Source organism: Streptomyces sp. NPDC005281 (assembly GCF_040607495.1).
Classification (GTDB): Bacteria; Actinomycetota; Actinomycetes; order Streptomycetales; family Streptomycetaceae; genus Streptomyces.
In genome coordinates this window covers 206,289-223,025 of sequence record NZ_JBEXGX010000015.1, presented here as the reverse complement: position 1 = coordinate 223,025, position 16,737 = coordinate 206,289, and the positions used below count along the sequence as shown (strand labels likewise).

At 73.4% G+C, this 16,737-nt stretch carries 12 protein-coding genes, 1 tRNA gene and 2 pseudogenes; 10 read left to right on the top strand and 5 right to left on the bottom strand.

All coding sequences use genetic code 11. From position 1 onward, the window contains the following. Positions 1-116 precede the first annotated feature (116 nt). From ABZV42_RS22445 to ABZV42_RS22415, 7 genes are all read left to right on the top strand, one after another. Complete coding sequence (locus ABZV42_RS22445; RefSeq protein ID WP_356053253.1) at positions 117-1,118, top strand: phosphatase PAP2 family protein; 1,002 nt, start codon at positions 117-119, stop codon at positions 1,116-1,118. Then, complete coding sequence (locus ABZV42_RS22440; protein WP_356053251.1) at positions 1,069-2,418, top strand: hypothetical protein; 1,350 nt, start codon at positions 1,069-1,071, stop codon at positions 2,416-2,418. The genes ABZV42_RS22445 and ABZV42_RS22440 overlap by 50 nt, the downstream gene beginning before the upstream one ends. Then, positions 2,409-4,001 carry a hypothetical protein gene (locus tag ABZV42_RS22435; protein ID WP_356053249.1) on the top strand — a complete coding sequence of 531 codons (1,593 nt, stop codon included), beginning with the start codon at positions 2,409-2,411 and terminating at the stop codon, positions 3,999-4,001. Before ABZV42_RS22440 ends, ABZV42_RS22435 begins: the two co-directional genes overlap by 10 nt. After that, the gene (locus ABZV42_RS22430; RefSeq protein WP_355980835.1) at positions 3,998-5,332 is read left to right on the top strand and encodes an AAA family ATPase; all 1,335 of its coding nucleotides are present in this window, start codon (positions 3,998-4,000) and stop codon (positions 5,330-5,332) included. Before ABZV42_RS22435 ends, ABZV42_RS22430 begins: the two co-directional genes overlap by 4 nt. Positions 5,333-5,477: 145 nt before the next feature. Beyond that, positions 5,478-5,855, top strand: coding sequence for a hypothetical protein (locus ABZV42_RS22425; RefSeq protein WP_355980832.1), 378 nt, complete (start codon positions 5,478-5,480; stop codon positions 5,853-5,855). A 148-nt stretch (positions 5,856-6,003) separates the two neighbouring features. Next, positions 6,004-6,837 (top strand): hypothetical protein, encoded by an 834-nt coding sequence (locus tag ABZV42_RS22420; RefSeq protein WP_356053247.1) that lies wholly within the window; start codon positions 6,004-6,006, stop codon positions 6,835-6,837. Beyond that, a tRNA-Lys gene (locus tag ABZV42_RS22415) sits at positions 6,828-6,901 on the top strand. Before ABZV42_RS22420 ends, ABZV42_RS22415 begins: the two co-directional genes overlap by 10 nt. A gap of 202 nt (positions 6,902-7,103) precedes the next feature. On the opposite strand, the gene ABZV42_RS22410 is transcribed toward ABZV42_RS22415, so the two are convergent. Next, positions 7,104-8,696, bottom strand: a complete 1,593-nt coding sequence (locus ABZV42_RS22410; RefSeq protein ID WP_355980826.1) for a M6 family metalloprotease domain-containing protein — start codon at positions 8,694-8,696, stop codon at positions 7,104-7,106. 353 nt (positions 8,697-9,049) lie between these two features. Here ABZV42_RS22410 and ABZV42_RS22405 point away from each other — a divergent pair, with 353 nt between their 5' ends. After that, positions 9,050-10,978 carry an EAL domain-containing protein gene (locus ABZV42_RS22405; RefSeq protein WP_355980823.1) on the top strand — a complete coding sequence of 643 codons (1,929 nt, stop codon included), beginning with the start codon at positions 9,050-9,052 and terminating at the stop codon, positions 10,976-10,978. Here ABZV42_RS22405 and ABZV42_RS22400 read toward each other — a convergent pair. The 3 genes and pseudogenes from ABZV42_RS22400 to ABZV42_RS22390 all read right to left on the bottom strand — a co-directional run bounded on the left by ABZV42_RS22400 (position 10,969) and on the right by ABZV42_RS22390 (position 13,592). Further along, complete coding sequence (locus tag ABZV42_RS22400) at positions 10,969-12,096, bottom strand: LLM class flavin-dependent oxidoreductase (protein WP_355980820.1); 1,128 nt, start codon at positions 12,094-12,096, stop codon at positions 10,969-10,971. The genes ABZV42_RS22405 and ABZV42_RS22400 overlap by 10 nt on opposite strands. A gap of 347 nt (positions 12,097-12,443) precedes the next feature. Then, positions 12,444-13,178 carry a decarboxylase gene (locus ABZV42_RS22395; protein ID WP_355980817.1) on the bottom strand — a complete coding sequence of 245 codons (735 nt, stop codon included), beginning with the start codon at positions 13,176-13,178 and terminating at the stop codon, positions 12,444-12,446. Next, positions 13,175-13,592 (bottom strand): annotated as a pseudogene (locus ABZV42_RS22390) (hypothetical protein). The gene ABZV42_RS22395 and the pseudogene ABZV42_RS22390 overlap by 4 nt, the downstream one beginning before the upstream one ends. 202 nt (positions 13,593-13,794) lie before the next feature. Here ABZV42_RS22390 and ABZV42_RS22385 point away from each other — a divergent pair. Together ABZV42_RS22385 and ABZV42_RS22380 are read left to right on the top strand one after the other, a co-directional pair. Then, the gene (locus ABZV42_RS22385) at positions 13,795-14,778 is read left to right on the top strand and encodes a D-2-hydroxyacid dehydrogenase (RefSeq protein WP_356053245.1); all 984 of its coding nucleotides are present in this window, start codon (positions 13,795-13,797) and stop codon (positions 14,776-14,778) included. 19 nt (positions 14,779-14,797) lie between these two features. After that, positions 14,798-16,228 carry an amidase gene (locus tag ABZV42_RS22380; protein ID WP_356053243.1) on the top strand — a complete coding sequence of 477 codons (1,431 nt, stop codon included), beginning with the start codon at positions 14,798-14,800 and terminating at the stop codon, positions 16,226-16,228. On the opposite strand, the pseudogene ABZV42_RS22375 reads toward ABZV42_RS22380, so the two are convergent. Next, positions 16,225-16,727: pseudogene (locus ABZV42_RS22375) on the bottom strand (DUF3830 family protein). The gene ABZV42_RS22380 and the pseudogene ABZV42_RS22375 overlap by 4 nt on opposite strands. Positions 16,728-16,737 lie beyond the last annotated feature (10 nt).

Genomic DNA, 16,737 nt, shown 5'->3' with positions numbered 1-16,737 from the left:
TGACATCCGGGGCGCCCCCTCGGGGCATTCGCCCACACCGTAAAATCCCGGGGTGGCCACGGAATGCCTGGTCACCACGAGCAGATGGGCACGAGCAGATGGGGGAGGGCGATCGGATGCCGCAGACCGAGGCACCGCGTACCGAAGCGGCACCGCGCGCCCGGTCGGGCCGGTGGACCGCGCTCGGCGGTTCCGCCGCGTCGCAGGGCCGCCCCCGCTGGTGGACCGAGGTCCCGCTGATCCTGCTCGTGTACGCGGCTTACACGGCGGGCCGGCTCCTCGCCCGGAGCGACACCGGCGGAGCGACGGACCACGGCCTGGAGATACTGCGCGTCGAGAAGTTCCTCCACCTCAACGCCGAACATCCGCTGAACCGGCTGTTCACGCGGGAGGCCTGGCTGGGGATACCCGCCGACTTCTGGTACGCCTCGCTGCACTACGTGGTGACGCCCGCGATCCTGATATGGCTGTTCCGCTCCCGGACCGTGCGCTACCGCGCGGCCCGCACCTGGCTGATGACCTCCACGTTCATCGGCCTGATCGGCTTCACCCTGCTGCCGACCTGCCCGCCCCGGCTGCTGTCGCCGGAGCACGGCTTCGTCGACACGATGGCCCAGTACAGCGGTTACGGCTGGTGGGGCGGCGAGGCGAGCGCCCCGCGCGGTATGGGCGGGATGACGAACCAGTACGCGGCGATGCCGAGCCTGCACGTGGGCTGGGCGCTGTGGTGCGGAGTGATGCTGTGGCGCCACGGCCGTACTCCCGCGGCCAAGGTCGCCGCCGTCGTCTATCCGCTGTTCACCACCATCGTCGTGATGGGCACGGCCAACCACTACTTCCTGGACGCCGTCGCGGGCGTCGCGGTGATGGGGGCCGGCCTGCTGCTGACCCCGTTCGTGATGCGGGCGGCGAACCGGCTGCGTACGCTGCTGAAGGCCCGCGCCCCATGGGTCCCGGGTGCCTCCCGGGACGCGGGTTCCGCAATTGTCAGTGCGGGGTGCCAGACTTCCCCGGGTGAACGAATTCCCCGACAGCGCGAGTCCCGTACCGGGCCGGGAGCCGAGCCGGGTGCCTCTCCCACGGACGCGGGGGACAGCGCTGCGACAGCAGCTCGCTGAGCTGCGCGGTCCGGACACGGCACCGAAGGCTCTGGACGCGCGCGCCCTCGCGGCGCTGGCCGCGAACCCCGGGTGCGACCGGCGCGCCCTGCTGGACGGTGTGGGCGTCGACAAGGCGAAGCTGGCCGACGCGCTCGGCGCGCCGTCGGCGTTCGGGATGTCGCAGTTCGCCTTCATGCGGGGCAACGCGTTCGAGGCGCGGGTCAAGGCCGACGGCGGCGCCGAGCTGCTGCGGCTGGTGCACGAGCGGCTGGACCCCGGCGCCGAGCCGCCCGGCGCGGGTGCCGTGCCCGACCTGACCGCGATCGGCCCCGAGGGACGCACGGCACGTACGGAACTGGCGTTGCGGGAGGCCACCGGGACCGGCGCCTGGACCCTGCTCGACCACCCCATGCTCGCCCTGGACGTCGCGGGCTCCCCCGCCTTCCTGGAGCCCGACGCCGTGGTCGTGCACCCCGACGGCGGCTGGACGGTCGTCGAGATCAAGTCGTTCCCGATGCTGGACGGTTCGGCCGACCCCGCCAAGGTGGGCGCCGCCGCCCGGCAGTCCGCCGTGTACGTCCTGGCCCTGGAGGAGGTCGCGGCCCGCCTCGATCCCGCTCCCCGGGTCCACCACCGTGTCCTGCTGGTCTGCCCGAAGGACTTCTCCAACCTCCCGGCGGCCTCGGCCGTCGACGTGCGCAAGCAGCGCGCGGTCACCCGCCGGCAGCTCGCCCGGCTCACCCGGGTCGAGGACATCGCCGCAGCCCTGCCCGAGGGTGTCTGCTTCTCCCCCGGCCTTCCGGCCGAGGAACTGATCACGGCCGTCGAGGCGGTCCCCGCGACCTACGCACCCGAGTGCCTGGCCGCCTGCGAACTGGCCTTCCACTGCCGGGCCCGGTCGCGTGCCGAGGGGGCTGTGACCTCGCTCGGCCGCTCGCTGCGCGCGGAGCTGGGCGCGCTGACGACCGTCCCGGACGTCCTGGCCGCGGCCCACGGGGAGGCGGGCGACCCCGGGGACCCGGCCGTCGCGGCCCTGCGCAGAGCGGCCCTGTTGCGGGCGGAGGCCCTGCGCGGCAGCGCGGCACCGACCCACGCCCGGGCCGGGGAGACCCTGGTCCCGGTCGCGGCGGCGCGGGCCCGCGTGCCGGAGGACCTCGCACCCGTCGTGCCCGCGCCCGGCTCCCCGCCACCGGGGGCCGGCGCGCCCCGGACGCCCGCCGACGTGCCCGGGACGCCGGTCCCCGGCGTCTCCCTGGCGAAAGCCGAACTGCCGGAGACCGGTGCCCCGGACGGTCTGGAGGCGGGCGCATGTCGCTGATCACCACCCTCGCCCGGCTGAAGGCCGTCGAGAGCGGCCGTGCGCAGCCCGCCGCGACCGTGCTCCACCGCCATCTCACCGAACGGCCACTGGTGTTCGTGCCGCTCACCACGGCGGGCGAGGCGGGAGCCCCGCTCGGCGCGCTCGTCGGCACGGACCGGGACGCACCCCGGCTGCTGGTCGTGCCGCAGCCCCGCGACCGCGACCTGCGCTTCGCCTTCCTCGCCGAACTGGCGGACGTCGTACTGCCGTACATCGACACGTACGCGGACGTGGTCGAGGCGGCCGAGCGCAGCGAGACCGACCCGGAGACGGGCAAGCGCGTCAAGGTCGAGGTCGAACTGTGCGCGGACGCGCCGCAGCTGATCGTTCCGGGCCGGGCCGGAATCGAGTTCATCCGCCTCCTCGGGCGCTCCACCCGCTTTCGCCGCACCGCCGAGCAGGACCCCGAGACACCGCATCCGGCGCCTCCCCGCGTCCCGCTGTCCGGCCGCTGGCTGACCCACTTCGGAGAGCGCGCCCGGGTGCCCGGCTCCGCCCTGCTCCTCGCCCTCACCGACGTGCTGTCCCGGCACTGGGCCACCGGGCAGAGCAGCCTGGAGGACCAGCATCTCGGCGCGCTGCTCGCCTGGCTCGATCCACCGGAGGGCGAGCCGGGCGCGGAGGCCGCGGTGCGGGCCGAACTCCAGCGGGACGCGCGCGGGCAGCTCGTCTGCCCGCCCGCCGGACCGGCCACGGACCCCGCCTTCGACAATCAGCTGCTGGCCCCGGCGATCGAACGCTACGACCGCGCGCGTACGGCGCTGGCGGCCGCCGAGGACGGGATCGAGGCGGACGACCGGCTCGGTGAACTCACCGCGGCGGAGCGGAAGATCCGCGAACTGGTCGAGAGCGTCACCCGGCCCACCTGGGACGCGGTCTGGCGCGGGCTCGACCTGCTGCGGACGCTGCCGGAAGGGGCGCACGCCGTCGACCGGTGGACCCGCGACCGCTGGTCGTTCACCGGGCACCGCGACCGGGTCGTGGCCGGCGAGCCGCCGCAGCCGCGCCGCGACGACGCGGTCACCGCCGCGAACAAGCTGGCCACCCGCGAGCGGGAGCAGGCCAGGCTGGACGCTCAGGAGGCCCTCGACGACCCGCTGGTCATGGCCGGCCGGCGGCTCGCGGGTGAGGCGTTCGCCGGGGAGGTCGGCGAGGTCGTGATGGCGTACAGCGAAGGCAAGCGGCCGAGCCCCCGCCCCCTGGTGACCGTCCGGACGGACGACCACCCGCACCTGGGGGAACGGGCCAAGGTGTACCGCTCGCTCGGCGGGAAGCCGCAGGCCGCGGAGTTCGTGGGGCTCGACGACGAGGGCTCCCTGGTGCTGCGGATCGTCGACAAGATGGGGCGCGGCAAGGAACCCGAGGCCGGGTCCGTGCCGGAGAAGGGGGACCTCGTCTGCTTCACCCTCTTCGAGCACGAGCAGCGCGGCGGCGCCAAGCTGCCCGACGCCGAGGAGACGCCGTGGACGCACGGAGGGCCGCCGGGTGAGCCCGACGCCCTGCCGCTGCCGGACCCGGTGACCGCGGAGGACGTCCTGTGACCGCCGTCTTCGACCCGGGCGCCGAGGCCGCCCGCGCCACCGACGCGATCCTGCGCGACACCCTGCACGGCACCGACCGCGGTGTCGTGGTCGACTCCCCGCCGGGCGCCGGCAAGTCGACCCTGGTCGTCCGCGCCGCTCTCGAACTGGCCTCCGCCGGGCGCCCGTTGATGGTCATCGCGCAGACGAACGCCCAGGTCGACGACCTGGTGCTGCGGCTTGCGGAGAAGGCGCCCGACCTGCCCGTGGGACGGCTGCACAGCAGCGACTCCGACCCGTACGACAAGGCTCTCGACGGCCTGGACCAGGTCCGCAAGTCCACGAAGGCGGCCGACATGGCGGGCCTGGACGTCGTCGTCTCGACCGCCGCGAAGTGGGCCCACGTCAAGGGCGTCGAGCCGTGGCGGCACGCGATCGTCGACGAGGCGTACCAGATGCGCTCGGACGCGCTCCTCGCCGTCGCCGGTCTCTTCGAGCGGGCGCTGTTCGTGGGCGATCCCGGGCAGTTGGACCCGTTCGCGATCGTCGGCTCGGAGCAGTGGGCGGGACTGTCCTACGATCCGTCCGCGTCCGCGGTGAGCACACTGCTCGCGCACAATCCGCAGCTGCCGCAGCACCGGCTGCCGGTGTCCTGGCGGCTTCCCGCGTCGGCCGCGCCCCTGGTCTCGGCCGCCTTCTACCCGTACACACCGTTCCGCAGCGGCACGGGTCACGGCGACCGGAAGCTGAACTTCGGTGTCGCGTCGGACGGTTCGGGCACCGACCGGGTCATCGACGAGGCGGCCGAGTCCGGTTGGGGTCTGCTGGAGCTGCCGGCCCGGCACACTCCCCGTACGGACCCGGAGGCCGTCCACGCGGTGGCCGGGGTCGTACGGCGGCTGCTGGACCGGGGTGGCGCGGCCACGTCGGAGCGGGCGGAGGATCCGGTGCCGCTGACGGCCGACCGCATCGCCGTCGGCACGGCACACCGCGACCAGGCCGCGGCCGTACGGGCGGCACTGTCCGGTCTCGGCGTCACGGACGTCACCGTGGACACCGCGAACCGGCTCCAGGGACGGGAGTTCGACGTCACGGTCGTCCTGCACCCGCTGTCGGGCCGGCCCGACGCCACGGCCTTCCATCTGGAGACCGGACGTCTGTGCGTGCTCGCTTCCCGGCACCGGCACGCGTGCATCGTGATCTGCCGGGAAGGAATCACGGAGTTGCTGGACGACCACCCGTCGACCGAGCCCGTACAGCTGGGAGTGACCGTGAAGTTTCCGGATGGCTGGGAGGCCAATCATTCGGTGCTGTCGCATCTGGCGGAGCACCGGGTGGCCTGGCGGACCTGAGTCGCGCTCCCGCGGCCCCTGGACCCGGCGTGGTCCAGGGGCCGCGGGGCGCGCTCGGCCCCCCGGGCCCACTTGCGCGGGCGCGAGACAATGGACGGTGGCCCTTTACCGAGAGGGGCCCCGAACCGTACGAGGAGGAGAAGACATGGCGGAGCCCACGCCGCGTCGGAACGAACCGCGGCTACGCCCCGCGCCCCTGCTCTTCGAGCCCGCGGAAGCCGCCGGGGATCCGGAGCATTTCTTCGACCTGGAGTCGATCGACGATCCGCGCGCGCTCCTCGACCGGTCCACGGAGCTGGCGCACGCGTTCCGCGCCGCCGCCGACCGGGCCGTCGAGTTCCAGGCCATCGCCGCCGCGCAGCTCGCCGATCCGCGCCGTTTCGACCGGCTGACCACCGCCTCGATCGCCGAGCGGGCCGAGTGGACCGAGGACTACGCGAAGAAGATGGTCGAGTTCGGCCAGGACCTGCTGCGGGGCGCCGAGGGCAACGGACACGGTCACGGGGTGACCGACGCGCTCTGAGGCACGTGCCCTGGACCAGGGCGGCCGGCCTTGCTCCGTCCGCTCTGGCATATGCCAGCCGGGCAAGATACTCCACCTCACCCCCGCCTGTCCCGGTTTCCGGCAACCCTCCGGATCCGGGTGCTCACCGCCGGTAGATGTATGCGGCATGAGCAGCACACGGAACCCGCCGAGCAGCAGCCCGCACAGCCCCGGAGCGAGGTCGTCCGAACGGCTGGACGTCTCGGGTGTCACGGCCGAGGGCGCCGCCTGGCTCGCCTCGGCGGGAACGTATCCGCGCAGCACGCTCGCCCTCTGGCGCGAACGGCCCGACGCCCCGGTCGTCCTGCTCTGCGGCAGCGCGTTCGACGTCGTCAGCGCCTCGGCCCTCTTCGGCCGGCGGATGCTCGACCGGCTCTGGGACGAGGGGCCGGGCTCGGGTCCGGTGGCGGCGTACCGCGGGCGGATCCTGCTGTTCGCCGCGCCCGGCACGGCCCAGCGGCTCCCCTCGCTCATGGAGTGGGAGGAGTGGGGTGCGAGCCCCGCTCCCGGCCGCGAGGGCGCCGTGGAGCGCGGCGGACACCCCGGAGCCGGAGCCGTGGCAGGGTCCGGCGAGACCCGGGCCGGAGCCGTCGCGGGGTCCGGTGAGCCCCGGGCCGGAAGTGTCGCGGGGTCCGGCGAATCCATGGGCTCCGAGGCCCTGAGGCACGGCGGGCGGGCGGGGCGGTGCCGGGAGGTGCCGCCGCTGCTCTGCCACGGCACGGGGGACGCGGTCACCGTGCCCCCGCTGAACCCCGGGGGCGGCGGAGCGGAGGCCGCCCGCACCGATTCCCGCTGGCTGGTCGCCCCCGACACGCGGCGGCCCTGGCTTCCCGGCCCCGAGATCCTGCTCTGGGCGGCCGTACGGGCGGCCCGCGCGGCGGCGTCGGCGGCGGTGCGGATATCGATTTTTCCTCGCGCCGATCAGGATGCTAAGGTCTACGACGTCAGCAGGCGCCGCTAGCTCAGTTGGTTAGAGCAGCTGACTCTTAATCAGCGGGTCCGGGGTTCGAGTCCCTGGCGGCGCACGCCAACGAGAGCGGGATGATTCGCGGAAACGCGAGCATCCCGCTCTCGTCGTTTCCGCGACCACCGAGCCCCCACCACTGATTCCGCGGGCCCGGGGAGAGGTCTCCGCCGCCGCTGATGTCAGCGGGCCCGGGGAGGTCTCCGCTGCCACTGATTTCCGCGGGCCCGGGGATAGGTCTCCGCCGCCGCCGAGGGTGCCGCTCAGCCTGTCGTGATCCTCACCGTCCAGGATCCGGAAGCCGTCCGGTCCTCCACCTGCACCCTGACGTTCGCGCCCGGCACCTTGAAGCTCTCCCCGAGGCGCACCGGGGCGTCCGCGAGGGGCGGGTACACCGAGTCCTCCCAGCAGGACTCCGTGCGGGGGTGGGCGTCGAGGACCTGGATGGGGCCGCTGCCCGACTCGGTCCGGCTGCGGACCCGGTAGACGAGGACGCCCTGCTCGCAGGTCGAGCCGTCGTTGCCCCCCGATCCACGCGCCTCCAGGGCGATCGCGCTGTCCGGGCCCGTGGGGACCACCGCCAGCTTCGTGCCCCGGCCCACCCCGAAGGGCCGCGAGCCGGGCGGAGCCACCACACCCACCGCGCCCGCCGGCGTGCGTGGCGCGCCCGGAACACGCGGGGCCGTCCGCGGTCCGCCGGAGGGCACCCGCGGCCCCTGCCAGGCCGGCCCCCTCGCGGCAACCTCACTCGACCCGGCCGCCTCACTCGACCCGTTCGACCCGTTCGACCCGCTCGAAGAAGGCGACGAGGCCTCCACAGCCGACGTCGGCGCGGCCGGGCGGCTCACCGGCACCCCGGCTCCGGCCGGCACCCCGGCTCCCGCCGCTCCCCCGGCGTTCGCGCCGGCCGAGCCGACCGCCGGTCCTACGGGTCCGGCCTCCAGCGGCTCCAGCGTCAGCCGGGTGGTGCCGGAGCCCAGGACGCACGCCACCTGGTGCGATTCCAGCCATCCCAGCCGCCACTTGTGCCAGCCGAAGAGGTCCGGGGCGAGGCCGAACTGGCTGCCCATGAGGTCCCAGTCACCCACATAGGTGTCCCAGTCGCCCTTGCCGTCGGTGGGACGGTGGTAGAGGTCGGGCAGGTCGAAGACATGGCCGGTCTCGTGCGCGAGGACGAGCCGGTCCGGCGGATGCTTCTCGAAGACCGTGACCACACGCCGGATGTCCTTGCCGTCCGCGCGCAGCGGCGTGTCCAGGTTGACGACCTTCGTGGCGTCCGAGTCGACGCCCGGCGCGTCCGGGTCCGCGATGAAGTACACGACGTCGTAGCGCGAGAAGTCGACCTTCGGGTCGGCCGCCGAGAGGGCGTCGCGCAGATAGGCGGAGCGGTCACCGGCGTTCCAGTCGCGCTGTATTGCGTACGACGTGGAGGAGTGCGGCATCCGGATCCAGGCGCGCTGGGGATGCGGCCGCACCGTGAACCTGCCGTACGAGGCCTGCTCGAAGAAGCGGCTGGTGGCGGGGAAGTAGTCGCCCGTCAGTTCGGCGGGCGTGGTGCGCGGGGCGGAGTCGGGGAAGGACAGGAAGACCATGACGGCGTCGAGGGGGCGCGTGGGGCGCTCATAGGCGGCGTTCCAGGTGTCGGCGCCCTCCGAGTGGTGCGCGCCGGTCCGTGTCAGGGCGCACGGCGAGGCGAGGGGTTCGGCGATCGCGTGACCCGGCCCCAGGGAGGTCGCGGCGAGCGCCGCCATCGAGGTGAACACGGCCGCGGTGCTGCGCCAGCGGGTTGCCCCGTCGCGGGCACGACCGCGCGGGGCCCCGCGAGCGAGAACCCTCAGGGCGAGCGGACGCGGCACGTCGACCTCCGGATGCGGTTTCGGGACACCGCACCCAGCCTGATTGAATTTGTACTATTTCGCGCTGTTTGTCTGCACCGGAAGGGTGAGAGGGCGGACGGGCCGACACCCCCGGACATGCACGGAACGTCACGTGCGCTCGATGCGGGAGAGGACCGTCCGGATAACAGGCAGAAACGATCTGTCAGAACAGCTGGTTGTTCCTGGACACTGGACAGTGGCTGCACCGTTTCGCGGGCAGCCTCTATGATCGGCACACTTTCCTGCACCGACACGGCTTGTGCGGCCGCCCGTCACCGGCCGACCGCCCCGAGAGACCCATACGAAGAACGAGTGCACTGCGGGAGCGAGCGGTGAGCGGAACGTCCGAAGGGCCGGCGCCCGCGGGAGACCTCGTCCGGCCGGCTGTCACAGAACGTCACGTCGACACGTCTTCTCGTACGTCCGCCGGGACCTCTCCCGGCCCATTCGCCCCCTCCGTACCGTCCGTGGCGCCGGGGCCGCCTTCCGGGACGTCCGCGCCCATGGCGGTCCCCGACGGAACGTCACTCCGTACCTTCCACGCGGCCTTCGCCACCGCCCCCCTCGCCATGGCCGTCGTCGACCGTGAGGGTCTCGTCGTCACCGCCAACGAGGCACTGGGCACCCTGCTCGGCGCCCGGGCGGGCACGTTCGCCGGGCGGCCCGCCGCCGACCTGGTGGACCTGGCCTCCGACGTCCGCACCTGGCACGCGTACCGCGAGATGCTGGCCGGGAGCCAGGCCAGGCTGCGCTGCACCCGTCGGCTCAAGCACCCCGACGGCCATGTGATCTGGGCGCAGGTCACGATCGCGCCGCTGCCCCCGCAGGAACAGGCAGTCCTGATCTCGGTCACCGACATCGGCGCGAGGCGTGAACTCCAGGCGCGGCTGCGCCACTTGCAGATGCACGACCCGGTGACCCGGCTGCCCAACAGGGCACTGTTCTTCGAGCGCCTGTCGGCGGCGCTGGAGGCGGAGGCGTACGAGGAGCGCGGCACCGGCCGGATCGGGCTCTGCTATCTGGACCTGGACGGGTTCAAGGCGGTCAACGACACGCTCGGCCACCGGGTCGGGGACCGGCTGCTCGCGGCCGTCGCGGAGCGTCTGACGCGCTGTGCCGAGGAGGCCGGCGTCACGAGGGCGGCCACTCCCCTGGTGGCACGGCTGGGAGGGGACGAGTTCGCGCTGCTCGTCGACGACTCCACGGGCACCGACCAGCTCGCGGACCTCGCCGAGTCCGTACTGAAGGCGCTCCGGGCGCCGTTCGACCTGTCGGGGCAGCGGCTGTCCCTGTCGGCGTCCATCGGGGTCGTCGAACGGCGCGCCGCCGGTACCACCGCGACCGGTCTGATGCAGGCCGCGGACACCACGCTGTACTGGGCGAAGGCGGACGGCAAGGGCCGCTGGACGCTCTTCGACCCGGAGCGCAACGCGCACCGCATGACCCGCCAGGCCCTGTCGTCCACCTTGCGCGCGGCCGTCGAGCGGGGTGAGTTCGCCCTGGAGTACCAGCCGTTGGTGGGCATGGAGGACGGTGGTGTGCACGGGGTCGAGGCGCTCGTCCGCTGGAACCACCCGAGGTTCGGGACGCTGACACCCAACCGGTTCATCGGACTGGCCGAGGAGGACGGCTCGATCGTCCAGCTCGGCCGCTGGGTGCTGGCCACCGCCTGCCGCCAGGCGCGCCGCTGGCAGCTGGACCGCCCGGACGCCCCGCCGATCTTCGTCAGTGTCAACGTCGCCGTGCGTCAGGTCTGGGACTCCGACCTGGTGGCGGACGTGGCGAAGATCCTGGCGGAGACCGGACTGGCCCCGCATCTGCTCCAGTTGGAGCTGACGGAGTCGGCGGTGATGGGGTCGGCGGGTCGGCCGCTCCAGGCACTTCAGGCCCTCAGCGACATGGGGGTCCGCATCGCCATCGACGACTTCGGCACCGGCTACTCGAACCTCGCCTACCTGAGCAGGCTCCCGGTGTCCGTGCTGAAGCTGGACGGCGCCTTCGTCCGAGGCTTCCAGTACGAGAACGCCGACGGCTCCTCGGCCCACCCCAACCCGGCCGACGAGGTCATCGTCGAGGCGCTCATCCAGCTCGCCCACCGGCTCGGCCTGACGGTCACGGCCGAGTGCGTGGAGACCGCCTCGCAGGCGGCACGGCTGCGCGGGATCGGCTGCGACACCGGCCAGGGCTGGCTGTACTCCCGGCCGGTGACGCCGGAACGCATCTCCGCGCTCCTGATGTCGGCGACCTGCCCTCAGGCCTGAACGCCCTGCTCCCCGGTCAACCCGTAGGCGTCCGCGATCAGTTCGTACGAGCGCAGCCGCACGTCACCGCTGTGCGCGTTGCCCGTGATCATCAACTCGTCGGCGCCGGTGCGCTTCTGGAGGTCGTCGAGGCCCGCGCGGACCTCGTCGGCGGTGCCGTGGATGACGTTGGCGTTCCAGGATCCGACGAACTCCCGCTCCATCGCGCTGAATTCATAGGCCTCCGCCTCTTCCGGAGTCGGCACGAGACCGGGGCGCCCGGTACGCAGGCGGACCATGCTCAGCGCGGCGGCCAGCACCTGCCGACGGGCCTCCCGCTCCTCGTCCGCGGCGATGGCGGCGACCCCGATGAGGGCGTACGGGGCGTCGAGGACCGCGCTCGGCCGGAAGGACTCCCGGTAGAGGTCGAGCGCCGGGATCGTGTTCTGCGCCGAGAAGTGGTGCGCGAAGGCGAACGGGAGACCGAGCGTTCCGGCGAGGCGGGCGCTGAAGCCGGAGGAGCCGAGCAGCCAGACCGGGGGCCGGTGCGGGGACTGGACTCCGCCGGGCGAGGTCGCCTGGACGGGACCGGGGACGGCGTGGATCCGGGCGTAGGGGTGGCCGTCGGGGAAGTCGTCGTCCAGGAAGCGGACGAGTTCCGCGAGCTGTTCGGGGAAGTCGTCGGCGCCCTCGTTCAGCCGCTGGGTGCGGCGCAGGGCTGCGGCCGTCGCGCCGTCCGTGCCCGGGGCCCGGCCGAGGCCGAGGTCGATGCGGCCCGGGGCCATCGCCTCCAGGGTGCCGAACTGCTCCGCGATGACCAGCGGAGCGTGGTTCGGGAGCATCACTCCGCCGGAGCCCAGGCGGATGCGGTCCGTGTGGGCGGCCAGGTGGGCGAGGATCACCGCGGGCGAGGAGCTGGCCACGCCGGGCATCGAGTGGTGTTCGGCCACCCAGTAGCGGTGGAAGCCCCGGGATTCCGCGAGGCGGGCGATCTCGACGCCGGTGCGGAGGGCGTCGGTCGCGGTGCGGCCGGCGCCCACGGTGACCAGGTCCAGTACGGACAGGGGTACGGGGGCGGTGCCCTGTGCCGTGCCTCGGATCTCGTCCTGCTCGGGCGTCTCGTCCACCGTCTGGTCCACCGGGGGTGCCTCCTGTTGCGTGCGCGATGTCTCCTCGCCGTGCGAACAGGAGGGTGTCTCCGGTTATTCCCCGGCTCCCCGGCGCGGGGCGGCGGCCCCCGGGTGGGGCTGGGGCCGATTTCTTCGCCCCCGCCCCTACCCGTCCCCTGCCCGGGGGCTCCGCCCCCCGGACCTCCGCTCCTCAAACGCCGGAGGGCCTGGATCTTTCCCGCCCGGGGGGCCGGAGCTTCCCCGCCTGGAGGGGCTGGGGCTTCCCCGTCCGGAGGGGCTGGGGCTTCCCCGTCCGGAGGGGCTGGGTCTGGTTTCCTGCCCGAGGGCCTGGGTCTCCTGCCCGAGGGGCCGGTTCTCTACTCTGCCTGGATGATCGGTTCCCTGGTGAACAGGGAACCCAGGCCCGGGGCGTTCACCCGGCGGCCGGTCAGGCGCAGGGCCTCCCAGACGGTGACCTGGTTGGCGGTGAGGACCGGTTTGGCCAGCTCCTTCTCCAGGGCCGTGAGGTGGGAGGCGGTGTGCAGGGCCGTGTCGGGGAGGAGGACCGCGTCGGCGTCCGGGTGGTCCGCCTCGCGGGCCAGCGCGAGGACCCGGTCGTAGTCCCAGCCAGCGACCTCGGCGGCGGTGACGACTCCGGAGCCGCGCACCGAGACCGTCTCCGTGCCGGTCCCCTTCAGGAACTCCGCGAAGAGCGCGGCCACGTCGTCGGGGTAGGTCGCCCCGATCGCCACCCGCCTCGCCCCGATCTCCCGCGCCGCGTGCGCGAAGGCGAAGGACGTCGAGGAGGCGGGCAGACCGGCCGCCCTGGCGAGGCCGCGGACCTGCTCGTGGGCGCCCTGCACCCCGTACACGAAGCTGCCGCTCGTGCATGCCCAGACGACGGCCTCCGCTCCGGACAGGCGCAGCTCCCCGACGCCCGCCGCGAGCCGGTGTGCCGAGCCCATCTCGAGGAGCGCGTCCACGCCGTGGGCGCCCTCCCCCATGTCCGTGTGGACGACGGTCAGGCGGACGTCGCTGCCGAGCAGCTGCTCGACGCGCGGGTAGTCGTCCTCGGCCGAGTGGCCGGGGTAGAGGAATCCGAGTGCGGTCATGCCCAACCTTCCTGTTCTTCGGGAAGTACGGGTCCCCTGCGGGCGGCCGGATCAATCAGCCGCCGACAAGGGCCCTCCGCTCGGGTACCCAGTTGGCGCAGCGCCGCCCACATCGTCACCTGGTTGGCCGAGATCACCGGTATCCGCGGTTCGGCCTCCAGCCGGGGGATGACGTCGTACGTCGCGAGGTTGGTGCAGCTGACGAAGAGGGCGTCCGCCGGCCCGCGCGCCGCCCTGCGTGCCATGTCGGCCACATCGCGGTACGGGACCGGGCACGACCGGGGTGCGGGTCAGATGCAGGGAGACGTCGTCGGGAACCCATCGCCAGAGTTCGCGGCCGAGGGCGGAGTCGGACGGCGCGACGACTCCGACCCCGCGCTGCGGATGTGGACCGCCGAGAAAGGAAACGTCCATGGCAGGCACCGGCCTCGTAGAGGGGAACGGGCGGGCAACGGACCGTATGCGAGCCCGTGTTGACGACGGTAGGTTCGGGTGCGAGCGTGGTCGATCCGCGCATCTCAGACGGGCCGGCTCCCGCCCGGCCGCACGCCTCCCGGTCATTTCGCCCCAGGACCTACCAGAGAAGCGGACCCGCATTGCGAAACGGTCTCCTCCGATGAGCGCCCGTACGTCCCCCGGCGCACCGGACGCCCCGGTCCGGCCCACCCTGCTCGTCCTGGACGCCGACCCGCTTCCCCGGCTGGGGCGGCTCACCGGCCGGGTACGGATCGAGCACACCGACGAGTCCGCTCTCGCGGAGCGGCTGCCGCACGCGGACGTGCTGCTCGTGTGGGACTTCGCCTCGCAGGCCGTACGCCGTGCCTGGCCGGGCGGGGGACCGCGGCCGCGCTGGGTGCACACGGCCAGTGCGGGCGTGGACCATCTGATGTGTCCCGAGCTCGCCGGCTCCGACACGGTGGTGACCAACGCGCGCGGTGTCTTCGAACGGCCGATCGCCGAGTACGTCGCCGCTCTGGTCCTCACCATGGCGAAGGATCTGCCGCGGACCTGGGACCTGCAACGGCGGCACGAGTGGCGGCACCGGGAGTCGCAGCGGGTGGCCGGGACCCGGGCCTGTGTGGTGGGGTCGGGGCCGATCGGGCGGGCGATCGTCCGCACCCTGAAGGCGCTGGATGTCACCACGGCGCTGGTCGGGCGCATCCCGCGCACCGGGATCCACGGTCCCGGGGAGCTGGACCGGCTGATGGCGCGCGCCGACTGGGTGGTGTCGGCGGCTCCGCTCACCGCGGAGACCCGCGGCATGTTCGACGCCCGTCGCTTCGGGATGATGCAGCCCTCGGCCCGCTTCATCAATGTCGGACGCGGGCAGCTCGTCGTGGAGGAGGCGCTCGCCGAGGCGCTGTCGAAACGGTGGATCGCGGGTGCGGCCCTGGATGTCTTCCGGGACGAACCGCTCGGCCGTGACAGCCCGTTGTGGGACGTCCCCGGTCTGATCGTGTCGCCGCACATGAGCGGGGACACGGTCGGCTGGAGGGACGAACTGGGCGAGCAGTTCGTGGAGTTGTACGAGCGCTGGGCCGCGGGCAGGCCGCTGCCGAACGTGGTCGACAAGCAGCGCGGGTACGTGCCCGGCCACTGAAGCGCCCTGGGAGGAACCGATGCCGGAACTCACCGACCTGACGGCCGTACAACTCGTCGACGGGTACCGCAAGGGCGAATTCGGCCCCGAGGAGGCGACGCGCGCGGCCCTGGAGCGAGCACGCCGAGTACAGCCGGCCGTGAACGCGTTCGTCGCTCTCCTCGCGGACGAGGCCCTGGCCCGGGCACGGGAGTCGGCGGACCGCTGGCGGCGGGGCAAGCCCGCGGGGCTGCTGGACGGTGTGCCCGTCACGGTGAAGGACATCCTGCTGCTGCGCGGGCATCCCACCCTGCGCGGCTCCAGGACGACGAGCGCACAGGGAAGCTGGGAGGAGGACGCCCCCGCCGTGGCCCGGCTGCGCGAGCACGGGGCGGTGTTCCTCGGCAAGACGACGACACCCGAGTTCGGCTGGAAGGGCGTGACGGACTCGCCGCTGTCGGGGGTGACGCGCAATCCGTACGACGTCACGCGCACCTCGGGCGGCTCCAGCAGAGGCAGTGCGGCGGCCGTGGCGCTGGGCGCCGGTCCGCTGTCGCTCGGTACGGACGGCGGCGGCAGCGTCCGTATCCCGGCCGCGTTCTGCGGGATCTTCGGGCTGAAGCCGACGTACGGCAGGGTTCCGATGTATCCGCCGAGCGCCTTCGGGACTCTCTCGCATGTGGGCCCGATGACCCGGGACGCGGCCGACGCGGCCCTGATGCTCGACGTGATCGGAACGCCGGACGCCCGCGACTGGTCCGCGCTCGGCCCGGCCGGCGGATCCTTCGTGGACGCCCTCGGCAAGGGGGTGCGGGGTCTTCGGGTGGCCTACTCGCCCTCGCTCGGCGGGCAGGTCGCCGTCGACCCGGCCGTCGCGGCGGCGGTACGGCGGGCGGTGGAGCGCCTGGCGGGCCTGGGCGCCCATGTCACCGAGGCGGACCCCGACTTCGCCGATCCGGTGGACGCCTTCCACACCCTGTGGTTCAGCGGAGCGGCCCGGGTGACCCAGCGGCTCGGCGCCGGCCGGCGGGCCCTGCTCGACCCGGGGCTGCGGGAGATCTGCGGCCTGGGCGCCCGCGTCGGCGCCCTTGACCATCTCGCCGCCACGGACGTCCGGATGGCGCTGGGCCGCCGGATGGGCCTGTTCCACACGTCGTACGACGTCCTCGTCACGCCCACCCTGCCGCTGACGGCCTTCGAGGCGGGCGCCGAGGTCCCGGCCCGGTCGGGGTCCCGTCGCTGGACGGGGTGGACCCCGTTCACGTACCCGTTCAATCTGACGCAGCAGCCCGCGGCGACGGTCCCGGTCGGCGTGGACGGCGAGGGGCTTCCGGCCGGGATGCAGATCGTCGCCGCCCGGCATCGCGACGACCTCGTCCTGCGCACGGCGCACGCGCTGTACGAGGCGGGAGCCGCCGGAGTGGCACCGCCACCGGCCCTGCCCCAGCCTCTGCCCCTGCCCCTGCCTTAGAGCCGCTCGAAGCCGAGCGTCTCCCCCGCGGCTCCGGTGTGCCACAGGTCGTCGCAGGCCGCGGCCAACTCGGCGAGTCCCAGGATCAGTTGGCCCCGGACGATGCCCGGCACCCAGCCCACGTCCCCGTGAGGAGCAGGTTGTCGCGCTCGTGGAAGAGCGCGAGGTCGACCACGGTGGCGCCGGGGCGGACCTCGGTGCCGTATCCGTAGGCCCGGGTGCCCAACTCCGTGCCCGCGAAGGCGAAGCAGCAAAGGTCTCCGGGAACGGGAGTGACGGTGGGATTCTCCAGCGGCGGCTCCGCTGCCGCGAACGGCGGGAAGAGGGCGTAGATCTCGTTGCGCGCGTACTTCGCGTGGTGGACGTCACCGCTCTGCGGGAGCGCGTCCCACACCGCCGCACAGGTGACCGGTGCCCGGTCGTCGAGGAGTTTCGCGGTGCCGTGCACACCGCGCCCGGCCAGTGACACCCGGATGAATCGATCGGCCGTGCCTTCCATGGTCCCGCTC

What these genes read in the sequence shown, in the direction of transcription:
- ABZV42_RS22380 (WP_356053243.1), top strand. Translation starts at nt 14,798, where the DNA reads ATGCCGGAACTCACCGACCTGACGGCCGTACAACTCGTCGACGGGTAC.
- ABZV42_RS22425 (WP_355980832.1), top strand. Translation starts at nt 5,478, where the DNA reads ATGGCGGAGCCCACGCCGCGTCGGAACGAACCGCGGCTACGCCCCGCG.
- ABZV42_RS22435 (WP_356053249.1), top strand. Translation starts at nt 2,409, where the DNA reads ATGTCGCTGATCACCACCCTCGCCCGGCTGAAGGCCGTCGAGAGCGGC.
- ABZV42_RS22445 (WP_356053253.1), top strand. Translation starts at nt 117, where the DNA reads ATGCCGCAGACCGAGGCACCGCGTACCGAAGCGGCACCGCGCGCCCGG.
- ABZV42_RS22385 (WP_356053245.1), top strand. Translation starts at nt 13,795, where the DNA reads ATGAGCGCCCGTACGTCCCCCGGCGCACCGGACGCCCCGGTCCGGCCC.
- ABZV42_RS22395 (WP_355980817.1), bottom strand. Translation starts at nt 13,178, where the DNA reads ATGACCGCACTCGGATTCCTCTACCCCGGCCACTCGGCCGAGGACGAC.
- ABZV42_RS22420 (WP_356053247.1), top strand. Translation starts at nt 6,004, where the DNA reads ATGAGCAGCACACGGAACCCGCCGAGCAGCAGCCCGCACAGCCCCGGA.